We start from the raw sequence: 18453 nt of genomic DNA, 5'->3' as shown, positions 1-18453 counted from the left end.
GGCCGGGACGGGGAAAGAAGTGACATACACGGCGAGAACAGGAGCAAACCGTTGCTACCGGTGCCGGCGCGACCTCCCGAGCCCACCATCGCGAGCCTGCGCGACGCCTCCTCCGAGGGGGCGGGGGACTCATTGGCGCGCTACTGGACGTTCTACTGGGCTGTCGCGGACGCCCAGCTCACACGGTGGTTGCCCCGCCGTCCGTCCCGCGTGCTCGATCTTTCGGGCGGCGGCGGACGCAGCGCGGGGCGGGCCGCCGCGGCGGGCCACTCCGTCCTGGAGGTGCGCGACCCCCTCCTGGACCGCCGAACACCCCGGCGAGCTGGCGTCCCGGGTAACGGGCGACACGATCGGGATAATGGACAGTCCGCAACCAGGGGAGCCACGGCCGTCCCGGTGATCGGCGATTCCGGCGCCCTCCGTTTCGTCGGCGACGCCTCGATGGACGCGGTCATCGCCGAGAACCGCGTCCTGTCCCGCCATCTCGCCACCGAAACGACGGTCGCGGAGATCGCGCGGGTGCTGCGTCCGGGCGGCCGCGTCCTGCTGTGCGTGGACTCCCTCACGCTCGGCATGGCGCTGCTGGCCGAGCAGAACTACTGGGCGCACCTGTCGGACGTCCCGTCCGCCGAGGTCGTCCTCGTCCCCTGGCCGGACGGGACGATCACCCGCTGCTTCTGGGCCGACCAGCTCCGCGAGCTGCTCACCGAGGTCGGCCTGGAGGTCGAGTGGATCAGGCCGCGCACCGCCCTGTCGCCCTCGACCGTCGAGCACGTCCTGAGCGCCTCCCCGGACGCGCTCCCCCGCCTGGTCCGCTCGGAGCTGAACGCGCCGCCGCCCGACGACTCCCTCGGAATCCACCTCCTGGCCAGCGCGAGGAGGCGCACCCGGTAGCCCTCACGAGGCGCAGGCGATGCAGCGGGTGGCGTCCGGACGTGCCTCCAGACGCCCCTCGGGTATCGGACGCCCGCACCCGACGCAACGGCCGTAGGTGCCGGACGCGACCCGCTCCAGCGCCGCGACCACCGCCGCGCGGTGGCTCTCCAGCGACTCCAGCGCGGCCTCGACCCGGTCGCTGTCGGTCAGTCCGGTGGCCGCGTCGGCCGGACAGTTCTCGCGGCCCGGATGCTCGCCCCGCAGTATCGCGATCGAGCGGTCGAGGTCGCCGAGCATGGACTCCAGGCGGGAACGGGCGGTGGCGGTGTCCACGGTGCTCCGAACTCCTCCCGGGATTCCCGGGCGGGGGATTCTCGCTTCCGGCCGCCGCCGGCGCGACGGTCAGAACAGGGCGTCGGAATGGTCGCCTGGACTATCCCCGTTCGACGCCGGTTCTATGAGTTGTGGCCCGTTGTTTCTCACGTTGTTGACCGCCTTGGAGACGGGATAGGCGTCCATCGTCCCGGCCATGGCGGGAACCAGCAGGCCACGCACCTCATCGACGTCGTTGAGGTCCGGGTCGAGCCACGCCTCCCAGCGGCTCGGCTCGACGACCATCGGCATCCGGTCGTGGATTCGCCCAAGGTCGTCGGGCGCGTTGGTGGTGATCACCGTGCACGTCCAGATCCACTCGTCCTCGGGGCTTTTCCACAGTTCATAGAGCCCGGCGATCGCCATCACGGCCTCGTCCTTGGGACGGATGAAGAACGGCTGCTTCTGCGGTTTCTTGCTCTTCTTCTCCCCCTGCGCGGGGTCGTCCGGCGCCTGGAGCGTGTACCACTCGAAGTAGCCGTCGGCGGGCAGCAGGCACCGCCGCTTGGCGAACGCGCGCCGGTAGGACGGCTTCTCGTGCGCCGTCTCCACCCGCGCGTTGATCATGCGGGACCCGATCGCGAGATCCTTCGCCCACGAGGGGACGAGGCCCCAGCGCAACGTCCGCAGCGTCCGGACGGCGTCCTCCTCCTCGGGCGCGTCCTTCGGCCGCCGGGTGAGGATCGCGGGCACCTGCTTGGTGGGCGCGACGTTGTAGTCGGGCTCGATCTCCCCGTCCACGGCGTCGAACTGGACCTGGAACTCGTCCAGCAACTCCTGCCGGGCCCGGCTGGTGGCATACCGTCCGCACATGACATGGCCTCCCTGGTTCTCTGCCGGAACACTCGCAGATTAGGCCCTCAACTCCGCGCACCGTCCCCGAAGGAACCGATCGATCCCCTTGGCCGCGTCCTTGATGTCGCCTTCGCAGGGGAACAGGAACCCGCTCCACCCGTACGCCGCCTCGTGGAATCCCCACCGCCCGCCGGGGACGGCCATCACGTTCACCATCGTCACCGCCCCGTGCTCGCCGTAGACGCGCAACAACGGCTGCTGCACCACGATCACCTCCGGACGATACGTCGGCACGCACCGCCATCCGTACACCTCGAGTTCCGGCGCCAACGCGTCCAGATACCCGATCACAAGTTCACGGTGCATTTCCGTCCGCCACTTCAGGTAACAGAAGCGAAGCCTGCGCCGCACCTCGTAACCGGTCAGTGAAACTTGACCCATACGACCTTTCCTCCCTCGTTCAGCGGACGCACTCCCCACGCCCGCACCATCTCGATCACCAGCGCCAACCCGCGCCCCGAGATCGAAGCGAGATTCTCCGAACCGACCTCCGGACGCCCCAGTCCGCCGTCCCACACCTCAATGACCAGGCGCCCATCCCGCTCGTCCCGCAGAACCCGCACCACGATCGGCCCCTCACCATGCAGATAGGAGTTGGTTACCAACTCGCACACCACAAGCCGCGCCACGTAGTCATCAGCAATCCCCCACCCCGCGCACACGTCCCCGACAAACCGCCGCGCCAGCCCCGGCGCCTTATCGGTAGATTCAAGGACGAGCGTGAGAATTTCGGGCGCCTTGACCGGAGCGGACATAAGGGATCACCTCGGGGAACTCAGTGTTTCTCCTGCGCCCAAGCATTTCTCAAGCAAGAATGATGAGAGAAACAAAGCGCATCGTCGCGGACATCGACCACGGTGCTCCGTATGCGCCCGGTGATCAGCGGTCATCAGGAGGCCGGCATGCCGCAACCCCCCAAGCGCCTGACCCCTTCACGCGGCCCGATGGATCTGTTCGGGTCGGAGGTTCGCCGTTACCGCCAACTGGCGGGACTGTCCCTCGCCCAACTCGCCGACCAGATCCCCTTCGCCGCGTCCACCATCGGAGACATAGAGCTGGGCAAGTCCACCTGCGACCGCGTGTTCGCCGTGGAATGCGATCGCCTTCTCGACACCCGAGAAGCTCTTGCCCACCTCCACGACGGCCCCTTCGACGGCCGCTCCGCCAGGTTCCCGGCGTGGTTCGAAGACTGGCCCGAGTACGAGGGTCAGGCCGAGACGCTGCGCGCCTACGAACCGCTCGTCGTCTATGGTTTGTTGCAGACGCCGAGCTATGCCGACGTCCTGCTGTATGGCGACCAGGCCGCCGTCCAGAGTCGCGTGGACCGGCAGGCAGTCCTTACCCGGGACACCCCGCCACCGCCCCGGTTGATCTACCTCCTACCTGAACGGGTCCTGCGTTCGCGGGTCGGAACCACTCAGGTGATGTACGAACAGCTCCACCGGCTCGCGGATGCCGTGTCGCCGCGCCTCTCCGTACAGGTCATTCCGGATGGAGCGCCACATCCAGGCAACTCAGGGGCATTCGTGCTTGCGACCCTGCCGGATGAATCGCGGAGGGCCTACACTTCAGCCGAGCCGTGCGGCCGGGTTCTGGATGGCCCCTCCGAGGTCGAACGGCTACATGAGCGGTTCGCGGATATCGCTACATACGCGCTCCCGGCCGAGCTATCGGCAGGGCTGATCAGGGAGATAGCAGAAGAAGTATGGAAGCAGCCATGAACTCCCGCCCCGTATGGCGCAGAAGCAGCCACAGCAGCTCGCAGGGTGACAACTGCGTCGAACTGGCCAACCTGGGTGAGGTTGTAGGCGTCCGAGACTCCAAAGATCCAGACGGACCAAGCCTGGTCATCACTCGCGTCGCCCTCGCCACGCTGGTCGCCGACCTCAAGCGCTAGCCCCTCAGCAACACGAGCCCCGGCCCTGACAGGGCTGGGGCTCACGCTTGATACACGGCGGGCTCGGGCATCTACCGGACATGCAATCCATCGCGAGCAATGAACATCCTGCCTGGCGCAAAAGCAGCTACAGCGGCGGCACGGGAGGCGAGTGCGTAGAGCTGACGCACCTTCGCGGGAGCGTCGCCGTCCGGGACTCCAAGGATCCGGGCGGGCCCACGTTGGTCGTCAGTCGTGACGACTTCGCCGCACTGGTGACCGGCCTGAAGCGGTAACCGATCAGGTCCGCCAGGGAGACTTTCGCCAACGCCACCAGGCCCGGCCCACCGCAAACGCGCTCACCGGCAGGAGAACTGGCACCACGAGCACTGTCATCATGCGGTTGATAAAACCGAACTTCGTGGAAGTGTCAAAGAAAAAACTGAGCACGACCAGCGCGAGACACAGCGCGAACACCAGCACAAAAGTGATCGATTCCCGCCTGAGTTCTTTTCGCAACACCTCTGGTTCTTTATATATCTTGCGATAGTGCCCCACGTCGCGCCACCTACCCTTTAGGGAGTTCACTCGGTTCATCCCAGGTAATCTGCTTCGTGTCTACAAAAACGCCGCCCTGCGGGTTGACCTTGAGACTGGCCCAGTCAAGGGAGCCCGAGATCATCAGAGCAGACCCTCCCGCCGCCACAGAAGCCAGGATAGCGAGCGTCCGAGCCACCGTAGCCCCAGTTCCGACTCCCAAAATAATACCTTGAATCATGGTGAGTACTTTGAAGATGGGGCCTACGAATGGAAGGAAGGAGGCGACATAGTAGGCGATGATCATGGCAAGGTTCGCGATCGCAAAACCGAAGGCGACGAGCTGCATGGTCAGCACCGCCTTTGTAAGGGTGTCGAGAGTCTCTTTATTCTTCGCCGCAGCGTCCTGGAGCTTCTTCGCGGCGGATTCAAACTTCGTCACCCATGCGTCGAACGCATCTTTCGAGCTTCCGCTCCAACTCTTCTCTTCCTTGAAGGTGTCTTTGGTATCCTCGCTGATACTGACCTTCTCCAGATGGCCGTGGGCAGCGTCCCACGCGTTGACTGACTTGACGAGTGCCTCGTCATCCGCCTCGGTCAGCAGCCAGATCGCAATGGCGAGAATGGCCGTAGGCGCCATCGCCCTCGCGGAGGTCAGCGCGGTGAGCGTCGCGTAATGCCTGGGCTTCAGAGCTGGGAGCACTGGGAGGTTCCGGCTGAGAGGGACAGCCGCACCAATGCCGCCAACCGCCATGGCCTTGGCCTGAAGGCCAGAGAGCCCAGAGAGGGAACCGGAAGGAGTCTGGTAGGAGAGCGCAGAGCTGGGAAACTTCGTTACCGAGCTCTTCTCATCCGCACCGGCGAAGTTCTTGGCGACTGCGAGAAGGCCGTCAGAAGCGGCCTGCACGATGCTCGCCGCCTGCTTCGTATTGCTGGACACCGAGCTGCGCGACGATTCGTAGGGGCCTGATACTACGGCACCGAATGCCACACCAAAGGCGTGGAACGGAAGCGGACAGTCCTGGTCGATATACTTCAACGCGGCATCCACATTGGGCTTTGATCCGGCAAGAATCTTCCCACCCCCTTCCAGAATCTTGTCGCGATCCCCTTTGAACTGCCCTTCACCCATTTACTCATTCACCTTCCTGCTTGACTGCCAGGAACCGCCTAGAAGCGGTAGTTCGACTTCAGGTATTTGAGAGCGTCCTGGAGCGGGTCTCCGGACTGGCTGAGGTCGGGGACAGCAGATCGCATATCTGTGGAGACGCCCGGAAGGTTGCCGGTCATCATCTGGGCCAGATTCTCCCCTGCCAGAAGTGGCTCGGTCAGCTCATTGATCTTTTTCCACGGCGTTCGCAGTCGCCAACCGCGCGGACTCGAGAATGGCTTCCGTCAGGGCCTCGGCCCCCAGCCGCATGGCCTTCGGCTCAATGGTCAGTGACATCAGGTTGCCGGTCGGCCCCACGGTGACTCTGACCTGTTCATCAGCCGCAGCACCCTCCCCGGTGAGCTCCGCGAGCTGAGACTGGACATCCGTCGCATGCTGCAACTGCTCCTGGATGACCTTCATGTAGCGGTCGATTTCGGGGTTGCCCGTAGGTTCCATCGTAGCTCCAGAATATGACATCGCCGGAGGGTTCCGGCTCCGGTAGCAGCGGCAATTTCAGAGAAGGAATGTACTCACAGGCCGTTCCGAGAGCTGGACTCCCAGCCGGCGCCGGATCGCCTATCGAATGACGAGCCGGATTGGGAGTCAAGTTATCATATTAGTTTGGGTCAAGTGACGTCAACTGATCTGAGGAGCGACGCATGTGCCGTCCCACCAGGGCCGACAAACCCGGGGACGGCTTCTGAAGTCAATTTCGGTCTTTAGGAAGACTGACTGATAGCCGCAGGCTGGAGGTTATAACCCATGGCACACCGCGCCATTCTTGAGTTTTGGCCGTTATGTCGGAATGGTCCATGGCGAGGGTGCCTGCGGGGGCTTCCGGGGATGGTGTCTTTGGACGGAACGGCGGTTGGTTGCTTGAGGTGCGGTGCGGTGGGCATGTAGCGGAGCATGCGACCCATCACGACCCTGGCCCGTCCGTTCGTGGCGGCGCCCTACATCATGTCCGGCCTGGACGCGCTCCGGGATCCGCGGGAGCGGGCCGAGCGTGTGGGCCCGGCGGTGAAGCCGCTCGCCGACCGGGTCGAGTGGCTGCCGAAGGACCCCGAGGCGCTCGTCCGGCTTGAGGGCGCGGTGAGCCTCGGAACCGGCGCGCTGCTGCTGACCGGGCGGTTCCGCCGGCTGACGACTCTGCTGCTGGCCGCGCAACTGCTGCCCGCGCTGGCGACCGAGCACCGGTACTGGACCGAGGACGACCCGGAGCGCCGCGCGAACGAGCGGTCACATCTGCTGAAGAACGCCGGGCTGTTCGGGGCGCTGCTGATGGTGGCGGCCGAGCCGCGCCGGGCGCCTCGGCTCGCCGAGCTGCGGCGGCACGCGAGGGAGACCCAGATCAAGAGCGGCGCCGAGGCGAAGGCGCTGCGGCGGGAGGCAGCCGCGACGCTGAAGGAGGCGCGGCGGGAGGCGGCGCGGCAGGTGCGCCAGGCCCGCGCGGAAGGGGCTCGCCGGGCGGCGAAGTCGGGGGCGAAGGCGGCGAAGAACGCGAAGGCGGCGCGGGCGGGCGCGGCCGGGCGGGCCGTTAAGGCCCGGAAGTCGATGAAGGCGACCGCCGGCAAGGGCAGGGTGCTGGTGGGCGCGAAGCGCTGACTCCCCGGGGCCGGCCTCCCCGGCCTGGCTTCCCGAAGAAAACCTTAAAAGAGGCTCAAATCCGTTGAACCGTGCGGCGGTGTGGTCCCGTACTGCCCCCTGACCACACCATCGACGCGACGGAGACGCCCGGCCATGGCAGCACCCGGATCGACCGGACGCCGGACCGGCGGTCTGCGGAACCTGATCCGCAGGCCCGTGACACCGGTGGACGACCACGACGCGGTCTTCGGCGCGTTGTACCGCGAGTACCAGCGGCCGCTGCTCACGTTCGTCTTACGCCTGACCGGCGATCGCCAGTGGGCCGAGGACGTCGTCCAGGAGACGATGATCCGCGCGTGGCGGAGCGCCGACCAGCTGGACGAGCAGGTGTCGCTCATGCCCTGGCTCGCCACCGTGGCCCGGCGTATCGTCATCGACAACCGGCGGCACCGGGAGGCCCGTCCGGCGGAGGTCGGCGACGGCCCGCTGGAGAACCTCCCCATGACGAGCGGGACGGACGGCATGGACGGGCTCCTGCGCAAAGTCGTCATCGCGGAGGCGCTCGCCTCGCTGTCCGACGCGCACCGCGAGGCACTGACGGAGACGATCCTGCGCGACCGGACGGTGAACCAGGCCGCGGAAGCGCTCGGAATCCCGGTGGGCACGGTCAAGTCCCGCGTGTACTACGCGCTGCGCGCGCTGCGCGTCGCAATGGAGGAAAGGGGCGTGACGGCATGAGCTCTCAGGTCGAGCACACCGATGTCGGCGCCTACGCGCTGGGTCTTCTGGAGGACGCCGATCGCCGGGCCTTCGAGACGCATCTGGACGAATGCGAGACGTGTGCGTCCGAGCTCCGGCAGATGTCGGGAATGGCCGACGCGCTCTCCGGGATCGGTCCTTTCGTCGATGCGCACGACGACGAGACGCGCGACGACAAGACGCACGATGACTCCGACGGCGGGGGCGCCGGGGAGCGGGGCGCCGAGGGGCCGCCCGCGCGGGTCATCGACCTGCGGCAGCGGCGGGCGGAGCGCCGGTTCCGGCGCGGGACGTACATCATCGGTGTCGCGGCGGCGGCCGTGCTGCTGGCGACCGGGGTGACGATCGGGTCGGCGCTCGGCAGCGATGACCCGGCGAGCGATCTGCATTCCGCGCATGGTCCTGCGAAGGCGCTGGTCATCTGGGGTGAGCGGCATCAGGCGGCGGACGCGGGGACGGGCGCGTCGGGTGTCGTCGGATTGGAGAGCAAGGGCTGGGGCACGCACGTCGGGCTGGAGTTGAAGGGCGTGAGGGGGCCGCTGAACTGCCACCTGGAGGCGGTATCGCGCACCGGTGAGCGCAGTGTCGTCACCGGCTGGCGCGTTCCCGCCAAGGGGTACGGGGTGCCCGGCTCGCCCGATCCGCTGATCACGCATGGCGGCACCGGAATCCTGCGGGGCGATCTCAGCCGCTTCGAGGTGGTGGTGGACGGCGGCCGGACACTGCTCAGCATTCCGGTCTGATCCCCTTCCCGCTAGACGTTTTCCGCAAAGCATTTTCCGGCATGGCGGTCTCCGCCATGCCGGTTTATTTTTGATGCGATCCAGGAAAGGCACGAAAATAGTTCCGGATCGGCTGAACCGTGCGGGGTGTCGCTGTCGTGCGACTGGGTGAAAGCGCGTTATAAGCCCGAGAACCGGAGCAGGTCATGTCCATTCGTAGAATCGCGGTCCCGGCGGTCTCCGCCGCCGCTCTCATCGCCGCCGGGGCGACCGTGGCCGCCGCCGCTATGACCGGTGGCGTCCATGCGAAAGCCCCCGCGAAGCAGGACGGCACGATCTTCCTGGCCGCGAGCCTGAGCGGCGCCAACGAGGTCCCGGTCGCCCACGGCGGGCCCGCCGCGCACAACGGAAACGCCGCGCACGAGCAGAACGCTACCGATGGACGGAACGCCGTGGGCGACCGGGACGGGCGGGCCGTGGCGGTGCTGCGCGTCCAGGGCGATCGGCTCTGGTACGCGCTGCGTTGGCAGGACATCACGGCGCCGACCGCCGGGCACCTCCACCTGGGCGCCGCCGGGACGAACGGCGCCGTCAAGGTCCCGCTCTTCGCCGGGACGCTGCCGGAAACGGCGAGGGCCGTGACGGGCACCGTCCGGATCACCGACAGGGCCACGCTGGACCGGCTCCGCGACGACCCTGGCGGCCTCTACGCCAACCTGCACACCGGCGACCGGCCGGGTGGGGCCGTCCGGGGGCAGTTGCACAAGCTGAACCGTCCCGTGGACCTGAACGGGGTGCTGAACGGGGCGGCGTCCCCGGAACTGCGGTCGCTCGCGGACGGCGCGCAGGAGGTCCCGGCGGCGGACGGCAAGGCGACCGGCGATCCCGACGGCCAGGCGACCGGGTTCGCCCGCGCCCGCGACGGGCTGCTGGCGTGGGGGTTCACGTGGTCGTCGATCGCGCCGCCGACGCTCGGGCACGTCCACGAGGGCGCGCGGGGACGCAACGGCGCGGTGGTCGCGGACCTGTTCGCGGCACCGTCCGGGCTGCCCGCGCCGATCACCGGCCTTGCTGGGGTGACGCGGGTCGCGCCCGGTGCCGCCGATCGGATCGCGCGGGGGCCCAGCGGCTTCTACACCAACCTGCACACCGGCGAGTTCCCCGGCGGCGCGGTGCGCGGGCAGCTCGCCCCGGCGTCGGACCGCCCGGCCCGCGCCTTCACCAGGCGGGTCGTGGCGGGCGCGCAGGTCTACCGCTGCACGGCGCAGCCGTCCGGCGGCTACGCGTTCACCCAGGACGGCGTGGACGCGGTGCTGGAGGGCGGCATCCGGCACACGTTCGCGCGGCCGGGACCGGCCGGGCCGCCGCAGTGGGTCGCCGACGACGGCAGCGCCGTGACGGGCAAGGCCGTCACGAAGACGCCGAACGGCGCGGGCAACATCCCCGAACTCGTCCTGGACGCGAGCCCGACAGGCGACGGGCTCCTGTCGGGAACCACGCAGATCCTCCGGCTGAACACCGTCGGCGGCGTCGCGCCGTCCGGAGCGTGCGACCCGGCGGCCACGCCCCTGGCCAAGGTCCCCTACAGGGCCGACTACGTGTTCCTGGGCTGAGACGGTGCCGGGCCGAGACGGCACCGAGGTGAGAGGGCGCCCAGCCGAGACGGCGCCCGGCCGAGACGGCGCCGGGCTGACGCGGCACGGGGTCGCGCGTCAGCCCGGCGCCGGGGCCGGTGCCGATAACCTTGTGAGCATGTCCTCACCGCAGTGGTCGGCCCCGGTCGCGCACGGCTCCGTCGATGCCACGGTGCCCTTGCCCGGGTCCAAGTCGATGACCAACCGGGCGCTGATCCTGGCCGCGCTGGCCGGCGCGCCGGCGACCATCACGCGCCCGCTCCGCAGCCGCGACACCGAGTTGATGGCGGACGCGCTCCGCGCACTCGGCACCGGCATCAGCGGCGGCGGCGAGGACTCGGGCGACTGGCAGGTCCTTCCGGGCGAGCTGAGAGGCCCGGCGCGGGTGGACGTCGGGCTCGCCGGGACCGTCATGCGGTTCCTGCCGCCGGTCGCGGCGCTCGCGTCCGGCGAGATCGCGCTCGACGGCGACCCGCATGCCCGCGAGCGGCCGATGGGCCCGGTCATCGCAGCGCTGCGGGCGCTCGGCGCCGACGTCGACGACGCCGGACGCGGCGCGCTGCCCTTCACCGTGCGGGGGACGGGCTCGGTGCCGGGCGGGGTGGTGACGATCGACGCGTCCGGGTCGTCGCAGTTCGTGTCGGGGCTGCTGCTGGCGGCGCCGCGCTTCGAGAAGGGCGTGGAGGTCCGGCACGAGGGGCCGCCGGTTCCGTCCGCGCCGCATCTGGCGATGACCGTGCGGATGCTGCGGGAGGCGGGCGCGACGGTCGAGACCGGCGAGAACGTGTGGCATGTGGCGCCCGGCGCCGTCCGGGCGCGGGAGTGGCCGATCGAGCCGGACCTGTCCAACGCGGCACAGTTCCTCGGCGCCGCGCTGGTGACGGGCGGCCGGGTGACCGTGCCGGGCTGGCCGTCCGACACGACACAGCCGGGGGACGCGCTGCGCGGGCTGCTCGCCGCGATGGGCGCCGAAGTCACGCTGGGCCCGGACGCGCTGACCGTGCGCGGCCCCGGCGGGTTCGCCGGGCTGGAGGCCGACCTGCACGAGGTCGGCGAGCTGACCCCGGTGCTGGCGGCGCTGGCCGCGCTGGCGGACTCGCCGTCCCGGCTGACCGGCATCGCGCACCTGCGCGGCCACGAGACCGACCGGCTCGCGGCCCTCGTCGCCGAGATCAACGGGCTCGGCGGGGACGCGCGGGAGCTGCCGGACGGCCTGGAGATCCGTCCGCGCCCGCTGCACGGCGGCGTGTTCCACACCTACGACGACCACCGGATGGTCATGGCCGCCGCCGTGCTGGGCCTGGCCGTCGAGGGCGTCGAGGTGGAGAACCCGGCCACGGTGGGCAAGACTCTTCCGGGCTTCACCGATCTTTGGGCGTCACTGCTGGCGCACGACTGACCAACCACGACACGGACGGGACAGACCACTGGCACGACGAACACGCGACTACGACGAGGACGACGTCCGGGTACGGCCCGGCCGCCGGGGGACGCGGCCGCGCACCCGGCGGCGTCCGGCGCACGAGGACGCCTCCGCCGGGTTCGTCACCGCCGTGGACCGGGGCCGCTACCGGTGCCTGGTCGGCGCCGGGACCCGGGACGAGCGCGCCGTCACCGCCATGCGGGCCCGGGAGCTCGGCCGCAAGGGGGTCGTCGTCGGCGACCGGGTCGCGCTGGTCGGGGACGTGTCGGGCGACGCCGACACGCTCGCGCGGATCGTCCGGGTCGAGCCGCGGACCTCGGCGCTGCGCCGCACCGCCGACGACACCGACCCCTTCGAACGGATCATCGTCGCGAACGCCGACCGGCTGGTCATCGTGACCGCGCTCGCCGACCCCGAGCCGCGCCCGCGGATGATCGACCGGCAGCTCGTCGCCGCCTACGACGCGGGGATGGAGCCGCTGCTCTGCCTCACCAAGGCCGACCTCGCCGACCCGGCCGCGCTGGTCGCCGAGTACGCGCCGATCGGCGTCCCGTGGGTGGTGACGCGGCGCGGCGACGACCCGTCCGAGCTGCGCGAGTACCTCGCCGGACGCACGAGCGTGCTGGTCGGCCACTCCGGCGTCGGGAAGTCGACGCTGGTGAACGCGCTGGTCCCGGACGCCGAGCGCGCGGTCAGCCACGTCAACGCGGTCACCGGGCGGGGGCGTCACACCTCCTCGTCGGCGATCGCGCTGGAGCTGCCCGGCGGGGACGGCTGGATCATCGACACCCCGGGCGTGCGGAGCTTCGGCCTCGCACACGTCCAGCCGGAGCACGTGATCAACGCCTTCGAGGACCTCGCCGAGGGCGCCGCCGAGCGCTGCCCGCCGCACTGCGACCACCGCCAGGACGACTGCGGCCTGGACGGCTGGGTCGAGGACGGCCACGCCAGCCGCGCCCGCCTGGACTCCCTGCGCCGCCTCCTCGCCAGCCGCGACCCCGAACAACCCGGCACCCGCACAACCGAATGACCGACGGCGCCTAGGGCGTGTTTCAAGGGGCCTCAGCCATCACGCGAGTGCGTAGCCGAGCGGTGGGACGATGCCGGAGGCGAGCCCCACGGGGAAGATCGCGAAGCGATTCCGCGCCCGCCGAAGGCACGGTCACGTCCCGAACCGCCAGTCGAGGGACGTGGACGGGGACTCTATAACACTGCCTAGCCTCCGGCCGCCGGACTGTTCCGGCGGCCGCTCTCCGCACGAGCACCGCCCCCTCTCAACTGCCGCACTGCTCCGATCGCCGACTTTGCCTTAAGCGTCGCCCCACCCGCACTATTCGTCCGCCCGGACTGCCAGTACGCCCCGGTATTGGGTGGACGTCGGTATCGTCCCTTGCATGTCCGAGGTGATCGCAGCGCGTTACGAGCTGGTGGAGGTGCTCGGCCGCGGCGGGATGGGCGCGGTGTGGCGGGCCCACGACCGCACGCTCGACCGCGAGGTGGCGATCAAGGAGGTGGCGCTGCCGTCCGGGCTGGACGAGGCGCAGGTCAGGCGGTCCTACGCGCGCACCCTCCGCGAGGCGCGGTCGGCGGCGCGGCTCGACCACCCCGGGATCGTCACGGTGTACGACGTCGTCGAGGAGGACGGGCGGCCGTGGATCGTCATGCAGCTCGTCCGGGCGGAGGCGCTGGACGCCGTGATCGCGCGGGAGGGCCCGCTGCCGCCCCGGCGGGTCGCGGCGATCGGCCTGGACCTGCTGGACGCGCTGCGCGCCGCGCACGCCGCCGGGGTCGTGCACCGCGACGTCAAGCCGGGGAACGTGCTGCTGCCGGGCGGGCGGGCCGTCCTCACCGACTTCGGCATCGCGACGCTCGCGGGCGACGAGACGCTCACCCAGGCCGGCGCGATCGTCGGCTCCCCCGCCTACCTCGCGCCCGAGCAGGCACGCCACCAGAAGGCGACCCCGGCGTCGGACCTGTGGTCGCTGGGCGGCACCCTGTACGCGGCCGTCGAGGGACGTCCACCGTACCGGCGCCCGGACATGTGGGGCCTGATGGCGGCGCTCCTGTCGGACGACCCCGACCCGCTGGAGCGTGCCGGGCCGCTCGCGCCCGTCCTGCACGGCCTGCTCCGCAGGGACCCGAGCGAGCGGCTGCGGCCGGACGACGCCGAGCGGCTGCTCCGCCAGGTCGCCGAGACGCCCTCGGCTCCCGCCCCTTACGCGCAGTACCCCCCGCATCCCCCGCGTGATGCGACGCTCCCGCGTCCCGTCCCGCAACCGACCCTGCCGCCGCCCGGGCCACTCCCGCAGGGGACGCCGCCGAAGAGGCCCGCGCGCTGGGCGCTGATCGTTCCTGCCGGGGTGTTCTCGGTGGCGCTGCTCGCCGCCGTCGTCGCGGTCGTGGTCTTTGTCAACGGCGGGGGCGGGGAGGGGGACGATCCGGGCCGGGGCCGCGCGTCCGGCGGCCCGCGGAGCGGCTCGGCGGCGAACGGCGGCACCGGCGGGAACACCGGTGGTGCGCCCGCCGGGTACGAGCAGTTCCGCGGCTCGGAGTTCGTCGTCGCCAAGCCCAGGGGCTGGACGACCGACGGGTCCGGCGACGACGTCACGTTCAAGGACCCCTCGCCCTCGGTGATCCGCGGCATCGCGATCCAGCGCCCCTCGCTGGGCCTCGGCCACAACACCGACCCCGGGGACGCGCTGGCCACGACCGCGAACCAGTTCAAGAACGACTCGGGCAGCTATCCCGACTACAAGCAGGAGAGCTTCACCCGGCACATCCCCTACCTCGGCGACGAGGCCGCCGAGCTCCAGTTCAGCTTCACCAGGAACGGGAAGCCGGGACGCGCCCGGGTGCGGCTGTTCCGCCTCGGCGGCGCGCTCTACCTGGCGCTCCTGGTGACCGAACAGAAGGACTGGGACGCGAGCCTGCCCTATTTCCAGACGTTCCTGAGCACGCTGCGAAAGGCGTCCTGATGCGGAGGCGGACGGTACTCAAGGCGGCGGTCCTGGCTCCCCTCGCCGCGTCGGCGGCATGCTCGGACGGCGACAAACCCCAACCGAGGGCCAAGCCCACGCAGGCGGCCCGTCCCGCCGCCACGGCGACCCCCGCCGACTGGAACGCGCTCCCCAAGGACCTGAAGGGACGGCTCGTCCGCCCCACCGACGACGACTACGACGAGGCGCGCCGCCTCTACATCCCCCGGTACGACTCCAGGCGGCCGCAGGGGATCGCCTACTGCGAGACGCCCGCCGACGTGAGCACCTGCCTGGCGTTCGCCGCCGCACGGAAGATCCCGGTCGCGATGCGCTGCGGCGGCCACAGCTACGCGGGCTGGTCCACGGGCCCGGGCCTGGTCGTCGACGTCTCGCCGCTGAACTCGGTCACGGTGGGCGGCGGGCGCGCGACCGTCGGCGCGGGCACCCGGTTGATCGACCTCTACGACCGGCTCGCCGCGCGGGGCGTGGGCGTCCCGGCGGGAAGCTGCCCGACCGTGGGGGTGGCGGGCCTGACGCTGGGCGGCGGCATCGGGTCGATGTCCCGCGCGTACGGGCTGACCTGCGACGTGCTGGAGTCGGTCGACCTCGTCACGGCGGACGGCCGCGTCCGGACCTGCGACGCGAACCGCGACCCCGACCTGTTCTGGGCGTGCCGGGGCGGGGGCGGCGGGAACTTCGGCGCCGCGGTCTCGTTCACGTTCCGCACGCACGAGGTGCACGACGTCACGCCGTTCTTCCTGAGCTGGCCCTGGTCGCGCGCCGCCGAGGTGATCCGGGGCTGGCAGGGATGGACCCGGACCGCGCCCGACGACGTCTGGACGTCCCTTCAGCTCCAAAGCGATCCCGACGGGCCGACCCCGACCGTCGAGATCGCGGGGCTCGCGCTCGCGAACGCCGACCGCCACATCGGACGGCTGACCGCCGCGATCGGCGCCGACCCCGTCTCGACCAGCGCGCGGAGCCGCCCCTACATGGACGCGGTGCGGCTCCTGGGCGGCTGCTCCGGGCAGACCATCGAGCAGTGCCACGGCCAGGGCACCCTCCCGGGGCTGCGTCCCGGCGGCGCCTTCCCACGGACGGACTACGGCGGCAAGTCGCACGTCGCGTACCGTCCGCTGCCGGACGCGGCGATCGCCGTCCTGCTGCGGCGGCTGGAGGCGGGCAACGACGTCGCCGACCGGTCCGTGCTGATGGACGCGCTGGGCGGGGCGGCGGGGCGGGTCCGTCCGGGCGACACCGCGTTCCCGCACCGGGCGGCGCTGTTCTGCGTCCAGTACCTCGCGCCCGACCCCGCCTGGCTGGACGCGACGCACCGCGCGATGGAACCCCACCTCGGCGGCACCGCCTACGTGAACTACATCGACAGCGGCCTGAAGGGCTGGGCGCGCGCCTACTACGGCCCCAACCTGGAACGCCTCGCCAAGGTGAAGGCCGCCTACGACCCGAACCGCCTGTTCAGTTTCCCCCAGGCTGTCACTTAACAGAGCCGTCAGCTAACAGGTCGGCCAGCTAACAGGGCCGTCACCAAACAGGGCTAGTCCGGGGACGGCTCGCCGAACAGCGTCCGTGCGCGGGCCTCGGCCTCGTTCAGCGCCTTGACGTGCTCGGGCGCGAGCTCCTCCACGCAGCGGGTCATCTCCTCGGTGACCTGGCTGAACGCGCTCTCCTCCGCGCCGCGCAGCGCGGCCCGGACGCTGGCCGAGCGGGCGCCGAGCGCGGCCCACTCCAGTTCAAGCCGGGCGACGGCCTCGTCGAAGGCCCGCGCGGTCTCGGCACCGGCGCCCTTCAGCTCGTCCGGGATCGGACCCCGGCCCGCCTTGCGCGCGTGGCTGGACAGCGTCGAGATGCGGCTGGCCAGCGACAGCCCCTCGCGGGCCAGCGGCAGCACCTCGTGGATCAGGTCGGTCACCGCCTTGGCCAGCTCCTCGACGCGGGTCAGGAGTGTCTGCGTGGCCTCCTCCAGAGCGCCGGAGGTGCGCGCCGCGACCCGCTCCGCCACGTCCTGCTGCTGCTTGGACAGCACCGGGACGACGTCGCGGTCGAGGCGCCGCCGCAGCTCCCGCTCGCGTTCGGCCCGGTCGCCGGGGTCGGCGCGCTCGGCCCAGTCGGCCCAGACCCGTTCCATGCGCTCCTCCCCGGACGCGGCGATCTCCGCCGTGATCTCCTCCAGGGCCTCCCCGGCGCGGGCCTTGAGCCGCTCCACCCGCCCGTACAGCGCCTCCCGTTTGAACGGGTCGTTGAGCTCGTTGAGCTGCGACTGCAACCGGCGGGACACGTCGATGGCGTGCTCGGCGAGGGGGACGAGGCGGTCGGCGAGCTCGTCGAGCGTCTGGGCCCGGCGCGGGTCGGTCAGCTCGGCCACCCACCCGGGAAGGTCGTGCGCCATGGCCCCATGCTCCCATCCCGGCACCCGCCGGACCCGCCGCGGCGCGCCCACCGAGACGACCGAAAAGCCGGAACCGCATGGGTACGTGTGTCGGCGCGCGGCGCGCTCAGGGTAGCGTTGCCCGGCGTGGCGGGCTATTCCGATGACCTGCGTCTCGCGCATGTGCTGGCGGACGGGGCCGACGACATCACGACGAAGCGCTTCCGGGCGCTCGATCTGGAGATCGAGACCAAGCCCGACCTGACGCCGGTCAGCGACGCCGACCGCAGCGTCGAGGAGCAGATCCGCGGCACGCTGAAGCGGGCCCGCCCACGGGACGCGGTGGTCGGCGAGGAGTTCGGCAGCACCGGCTACGGCAACCGCTGCTGGATCGTCGACCCGATCGACGCCACGAAGAACTTCGTCCGCGGCGTCCCGGTGTGGGCGACGCTGATCGCGCTGCGCGAGAACGACGAGATCGTCGTCGGGGTCGTGTCGGCGCCCGCGCTGAACCGGCGCTGGTGGGCGGCCCGGGGCGGCGGCGCCTGGACGGGCCGGAGCCTCACCCGCGCCACCCGCATGAACGTCTCGGCGGTGACGGACCTGTCGGACGCGTCGCTGTCGTTCTCCAGCCTGAGCGGCTGGGAGGAGCAGGGCCGCCTCGACCGGTTCCTCGACCTGACCCGCGAGGTGTGGCGGACGCGCGCGTTCGGCGACTTCTGGTCGCACATGATGGTCGCCGAGGGCTCGGCCGACATCTCCGCCGAACCCGAGGTGTCGCTGTGGGACCTCGCGGCGCTCCAGGTGATCGTGGAGGAGGCGGGCGGCATGTTCACCGACCTGTCCGGCGTCCCGGGGTGCGACGGCGGCAGCGTCGTGTGCACCAACGGCAAGCTCCACGCGGACGTCCTGCGCACCCTCGGCGGCGGCCAGCTCTCCCTCCGTATCTGACACCCGTCCCTTGACACCTGCCACCGCTTGCATACGAGATATATCGTGGATTGACGGCCGGACGCGGAACGACCGGGGTGCGGTGGCCGTTTCCCCGTTGAGAGCCCTCGGAGGTGCAGGGATGGGAAAGAAAGTCGTCTACGTCGTCGGCGGAGTGGTGGTCTCGCTCATCGCCCTCAAGATCCTCGGCCCGCTGATCGCGCTGCTGATCGTGCTGGGCGTGGTGGCACTGCCGGTCGTCGCGTACATGATGCTCGACCCGTCCCAGCGCAAGCGGGTTCGCGCCCAGGGCCGCAAGCGGCTCGGGAGCTGACCTTCGCGCACCGCCCCGCATAGGGTGCGGG

At 70.5% G+C, this 18453-nt stretch carries 22 protein-coding genes; 14 read left to right on the top strand and 8 right to left on the bottom strand.

What is annotated here, in order from left to right:
* Positions 1-60 precede the first annotated feature (60 nt).
* Entirely contained in the window at positions 61-894 is an 834-nt protein-coding gene (locus tag K2F47_RS41650; protein ID WP_372490817.1) for a methyltransferase, read from the top strand.
* Between the two features lie 3 nt (positions 895-897).
* Here K2F47_RS41650 and K2F47_RS03425 read toward each other — a convergent pair whose 3' ends face one another.
* From K2F47_RS03425 to K2F47_RS03410, 4 genes are all read right to left on the bottom strand, one after another.
* Positions 898-1209 (bottom strand): TraR/DksA family transcriptional regulator, encoded by a 312-nt coding sequence (locus K2F47_RS03425; RefSeq protein ID WP_242901183.1) that lies wholly within the window; start codon positions 1207-1209, stop codon positions 898-900.
* 69 nt (positions 1210-1278) lie between these two features.
* The gene (locus K2F47_RS03420; protein ID WP_242901182.1) at positions 1279-2061 is read right to left on the bottom strand and encodes an SOS response-associated peptidase; all 783 of its coding nucleotides are present in this window, start codon (positions 2059-2061) and stop codon (positions 1279-1281) included.
* Between the two features lie 39 nt (positions 2062-2100).
* Positions 2101-2484 carry a hypothetical protein gene (locus tag K2F47_RS03415; protein ID WP_242901181.1) on the bottom strand — a complete coding sequence of 128 codons (384 nt, stop codon included), beginning with the start codon at positions 2482-2484 and terminating at the stop codon, positions 2101-2103.
* Positions 2466-2858: an ATP-binding protein gene (locus K2F47_RS03410; RefSeq protein ID WP_242901179.1), complete on the bottom strand. Its 393-nt coding sequence runs from the start codon at positions 2856-2858 to the stop codon at positions 2466-2468. The genes K2F47_RS03415 and K2F47_RS03410 overlap by 19 nt, the downstream gene beginning before the upstream one ends.
* Positions 2859-2969: 111 nt before the next feature.
* Between K2F47_RS03410 and K2F47_RS03405 the strand changes: the two genes are divergently transcribed.
* The 3 genes from K2F47_RS03405 (at position 2970) to K2F47_RS03395 (ending at position 4275) form a co-directional block, all read left to right on the top strand.
* The gene (locus K2F47_RS03405) at positions 2970-3824 is read left to right on the top strand and encodes a helix-turn-helix domain-containing protein (protein ID WP_242901178.1); all 855 of its coding nucleotides are present in this window, start codon (positions 2970-2972) and stop codon (positions 3822-3824) included.
* Positions 3809-4000: a DUF397 domain-containing protein gene (locus K2F47_RS03400; RefSeq protein WP_308198360.1), complete on the top strand. Its 192-nt coding sequence runs from the start codon at positions 3809-3811 to the stop codon at positions 3998-4000. The genes K2F47_RS03405 and K2F47_RS03400 overlap by 16 nt, the downstream gene beginning before the upstream one ends.
* An 80-nt stretch (positions 4001-4080) precedes the next feature.
* Entirely contained in the window at positions 4081-4275 is a 195-nt protein-coding gene (locus K2F47_RS03395) for a DUF397 domain-containing protein (RefSeq protein WP_242901176.1), read from the top strand.
* 4 nt (positions 4276-4279) lie between these two features.
* Here K2F47_RS03395 and K2F47_RS03390 read toward each other — a convergent pair whose 3' ends face one another.
* The 3 genes from K2F47_RS03390 to K2F47_RS03380 form a co-directional block, all read right to left on the bottom strand.
* A complete protein-coding gene (locus K2F47_RS03390) occupies positions 4280-4537 on the bottom strand; it encodes a hypothetical protein (RefSeq protein WP_242901175.1) in 258 nt (85 codons plus the stop codon).
* A 10-nt stretch (positions 4538-4547) separates the two neighbouring features.
* A complete protein-coding gene (locus K2F47_RS03385) occupies positions 4548-5648 on the bottom strand; it encodes a hypothetical protein (RefSeq protein ID WP_242901173.1) in 1101 nt (366 codons plus the stop codon).
* 201 nt (positions 5649-5849) lie between these two features.
* Positions 5850-6125 carry a YbaB/EbfC family nucleoid-associated protein gene (locus tag K2F47_RS03380; protein ID WP_242901172.1) on the bottom strand — a complete coding sequence of 92 codons (276 nt, stop codon included), beginning with the start codon at positions 6123-6125 and terminating at the stop codon, positions 5850-5852.
* A 453-nt stretch (positions 6126-6578) separates the two neighbouring features.
* On the opposite strand from K2F47_RS03380, the gene K2F47_RS03375 reads away from it, so the two are divergent.
* The 8 genes from K2F47_RS03375 to K2F47_RS03340 all read left to right on the top strand — a co-directional run bounded on the left by K2F47_RS03375 (position 6579) and on the right by K2F47_RS03340 (position 16274).
* The gene (locus K2F47_RS03375; protein WP_242901171.1) at positions 6579-7274 is read left to right on the top strand and encodes a DoxX family membrane protein; all 696 of its coding nucleotides are present in this window, start codon (positions 6579-6581) and stop codon (positions 7272-7274) included.
* A gap of 135 nt (positions 7275-7409) precedes the next feature.
* Positions 7410-7994 (top strand): sigma-70 family RNA polymerase sigma factor, encoded by a 585-nt coding sequence (locus tag K2F47_RS03370; RefSeq protein WP_242901170.1) that lies wholly within the window; start codon positions 7410-7412, stop codon positions 7992-7994.
* Complete coding sequence (locus tag K2F47_RS03365) at positions 7991-8758, top strand: anti-sigma factor family protein (protein WP_242901168.1); 768 nt, start codon at positions 7991-7993, stop codon at positions 8756-8758. The genes K2F47_RS03370 and K2F47_RS03365 overlap by 4 nt, the downstream gene beginning before the upstream one ends.
* Positions 8759-8943: 185 nt before the next feature.
* Entirely contained in the window at positions 8944-10350 is a 1407-nt protein-coding gene (locus K2F47_RS03360) for a CHRD domain-containing protein (RefSeq protein ID WP_242901167.1), read from the top strand.
* Between the two features lie 139 nt (positions 10351-10489).
* Positions 10490-11770 carry a 3-phosphoshikimate 1-carboxyvinyltransferase gene (gene aroA, locus K2F47_RS03355; RefSeq protein ID WP_242901166.1) on the top strand — a complete coding sequence of 427 codons (1281 nt, stop codon included), beginning with the start codon at positions 10490-10492 and terminating at the stop codon, positions 11768-11770.
* 28 nt (positions 11771-11798) lie between these two features.
* Positions 11799-12824, top strand: coding sequence for a ribosome small subunit-dependent GTPase A (rsgA, locus tag K2F47_RS03350; protein WP_242902552.1), 1026 nt, complete (start codon positions 11799-11801; stop codon positions 12822-12824).
* Positions 12825-13188: 364 nt separating this feature from the next.
* A complete protein-coding gene (locus K2F47_RS03345; protein WP_242901164.1) occupies positions 13189-14769 on the top strand; it encodes a serine/threonine-protein kinase in 1581 nt (526 codons plus the stop codon).
* The gene (locus K2F47_RS03340) at positions 14769-16274 is read left to right on the top strand and encodes an FAD-binding oxidoreductase (RefSeq protein ID WP_242901163.1); all 1506 of its coding nucleotides are present in this window, start codon (positions 14769-14771) and stop codon (positions 16272-16274) included. Before K2F47_RS03345 ends, K2F47_RS03340 begins: the two co-directional genes overlap by 1 nt.
* 53 nt (positions 16275-16327) lie before the next feature.
* Here K2F47_RS03340 and K2F47_RS03335 read toward each other — a convergent pair whose 3' ends face one another.
* A complete protein-coding gene (locus tag K2F47_RS03335) occupies positions 16328-17179 on the bottom strand; it encodes a hypothetical protein (RefSeq protein WP_242901162.1) in 852 nt (283 codons plus the stop codon).
* A gap of 126 nt (positions 17180-17305) precedes the next feature.
* Between K2F47_RS03335 and hisN the strand changes: the two genes are divergently transcribed.
* Together hisN and K2F47_RS03325 are read left to right on the top strand one after the other, a co-directional pair.
* The gene (hisN, locus tag K2F47_RS03330) at positions 17306-18109 is read left to right on the top strand and encodes a histidinol-phosphatase (protein ID WP_242901160.1); all 804 of its coding nucleotides are present in this window, start codon (positions 17306-17308) and stop codon (positions 18107-18109) included.
* Between the two features lie 121 nt (positions 18110-18230).
* The gene (locus tag K2F47_RS03325) at positions 18231-18422 is read left to right on the top strand and encodes a tail-anchor membrane protein (RefSeq protein WP_231330521.1); all 192 of its coding nucleotides are present in this window, start codon (positions 18231-18233) and stop codon (positions 18420-18422) included.
* Positions 18423-18453 lie beyond the last annotated feature (31 nt).

The sequence above is a fragment of the Actinomadura terrae genome (assembly GCF_022751215.1).
Lineage (GTDB): Bacteria > Actinomycetota > Actinomycetes > Streptosporangiales > Streptosporangiaceae > Spirillospora > Spirillospora terrae.
Note: the sequence above shows the minus strand (reverse complement) of the source record. Positions and strands in the feature narration are given on the sequence as shown.

Bases quoted from the DNA above. Each gene is read 5' to 3' on its own strand.
- K2F47_RS03340 (WP_242901163.1), top strand. From the start codon at position 14,769: ATGCGGAGGCGGACGGTACTCAAGGCGGCGGTCCTGGCTCCCCTCGCC.
- K2F47_RS03365 (WP_242901168.1), top strand. From the start codon at position 7,991: ATGAGCTCTCAGGTCGAGCACACCGATGTCGGCGCCTACGCGCTGGGT.
- K2F47_RS03325 (WP_231330521.1), top strand. From the start codon at position 18,231: ATGGGAAAGAAAGTCGTCTACGTCGTCGGCGGAGTGGTGGTCTCGCTC.
- K2F47_RS03410 (WP_242901179.1), bottom strand. From the start codon at position 2,858: ATGTCCGCTCCGGTCAAGGCGCCCGAAATTCTCACGCTCGTCCTTGAA.
- aroA (WP_242901166.1), top strand. From the start codon at position 10,490: ATGTCCTCACCGCAGTGGTCGGCCCCGGTCGCGCACGGCTCCGTCGAT.
- K2F47_RS03420 (WP_242901182.1), bottom strand. From the start codon at position 2,061: ATGTGCGGACGGTATGCCACCAGCCGGGCCCGGCAGGAGTTGCTGGAC.
- K2F47_RS03335 (WP_242901162.1), bottom strand. From the start codon at position 17,179: ATGGCGCACGACCTTCCCGGGTGGGTGGCCGAGCTGACCGACCCGCGC.
- K2F47_RS03385 (WP_242901173.1), bottom strand. From the start codon at position 5,648: ATGGGTGAAGGGCAGTTCAAAGGGGATCGCGACAAGATTCTGGAAGGG.
- K2F47_RS03415 (WP_242901181.1), bottom strand. From the start codon at position 2,484: ATGGGTCAAGTTTCACTGACCGGTTACGAGGTGCGGCGCAGGCTTCGC.
- K2F47_RS03360 (WP_242901167.1), top strand. From the start codon at position 8,944: ATGTCCATTCGTAGAATCGCGGTCCCGGCGGTCTCCGCCGCCGCTCTC.
- K2F47_RS03370 (WP_242901170.1), top strand. From the start codon at position 7,410: ATGGCAGCACCCGGATCGACCGGACGCCGGACCGGCGGTCTGCGGAAC.
- K2F47_RS03400 (WP_308198360.1), top strand. From the start codon at position 3,809: ATGGAAGCAGCCATGAACTCCCGCCCCGTATGGCGCAGAAGCAGCCAC.
- K2F47_RS03380 (WP_242901172.1), bottom strand. From the start codon at position 6,125: ATGGAACCTACGGGCAACCCCGAAATCGACCGCTACATGAAGGTCATC.
- K2F47_RS03395 (WP_242901176.1), top strand. From the start codon at position 4,081: ATGCAATCCATCGCGAGCAATGAACATCCTGCCTGGCGCAAAAGCAGC.
- K2F47_RS03375 (WP_242901171.1), top strand. From the start codon at position 6,579: ATGCGACCCATCACGACCCTGGCCCGTCCGTTCGTGGCGGCGCCCTAC.
- K2F47_RS03345 (WP_242901164.1), top strand. From the start codon at position 13,189: ATGTCCGAGGTGATCGCAGCGCGTTACGAGCTGGTGGAGGTGCTCGGC.
- K2F47_RS03405 (WP_242901178.1), top strand. From the start codon at position 2,970: ATGCGCCCGGTGATCAGCGGTCATCAGGAGGCCGGCATGCCGCAACCC.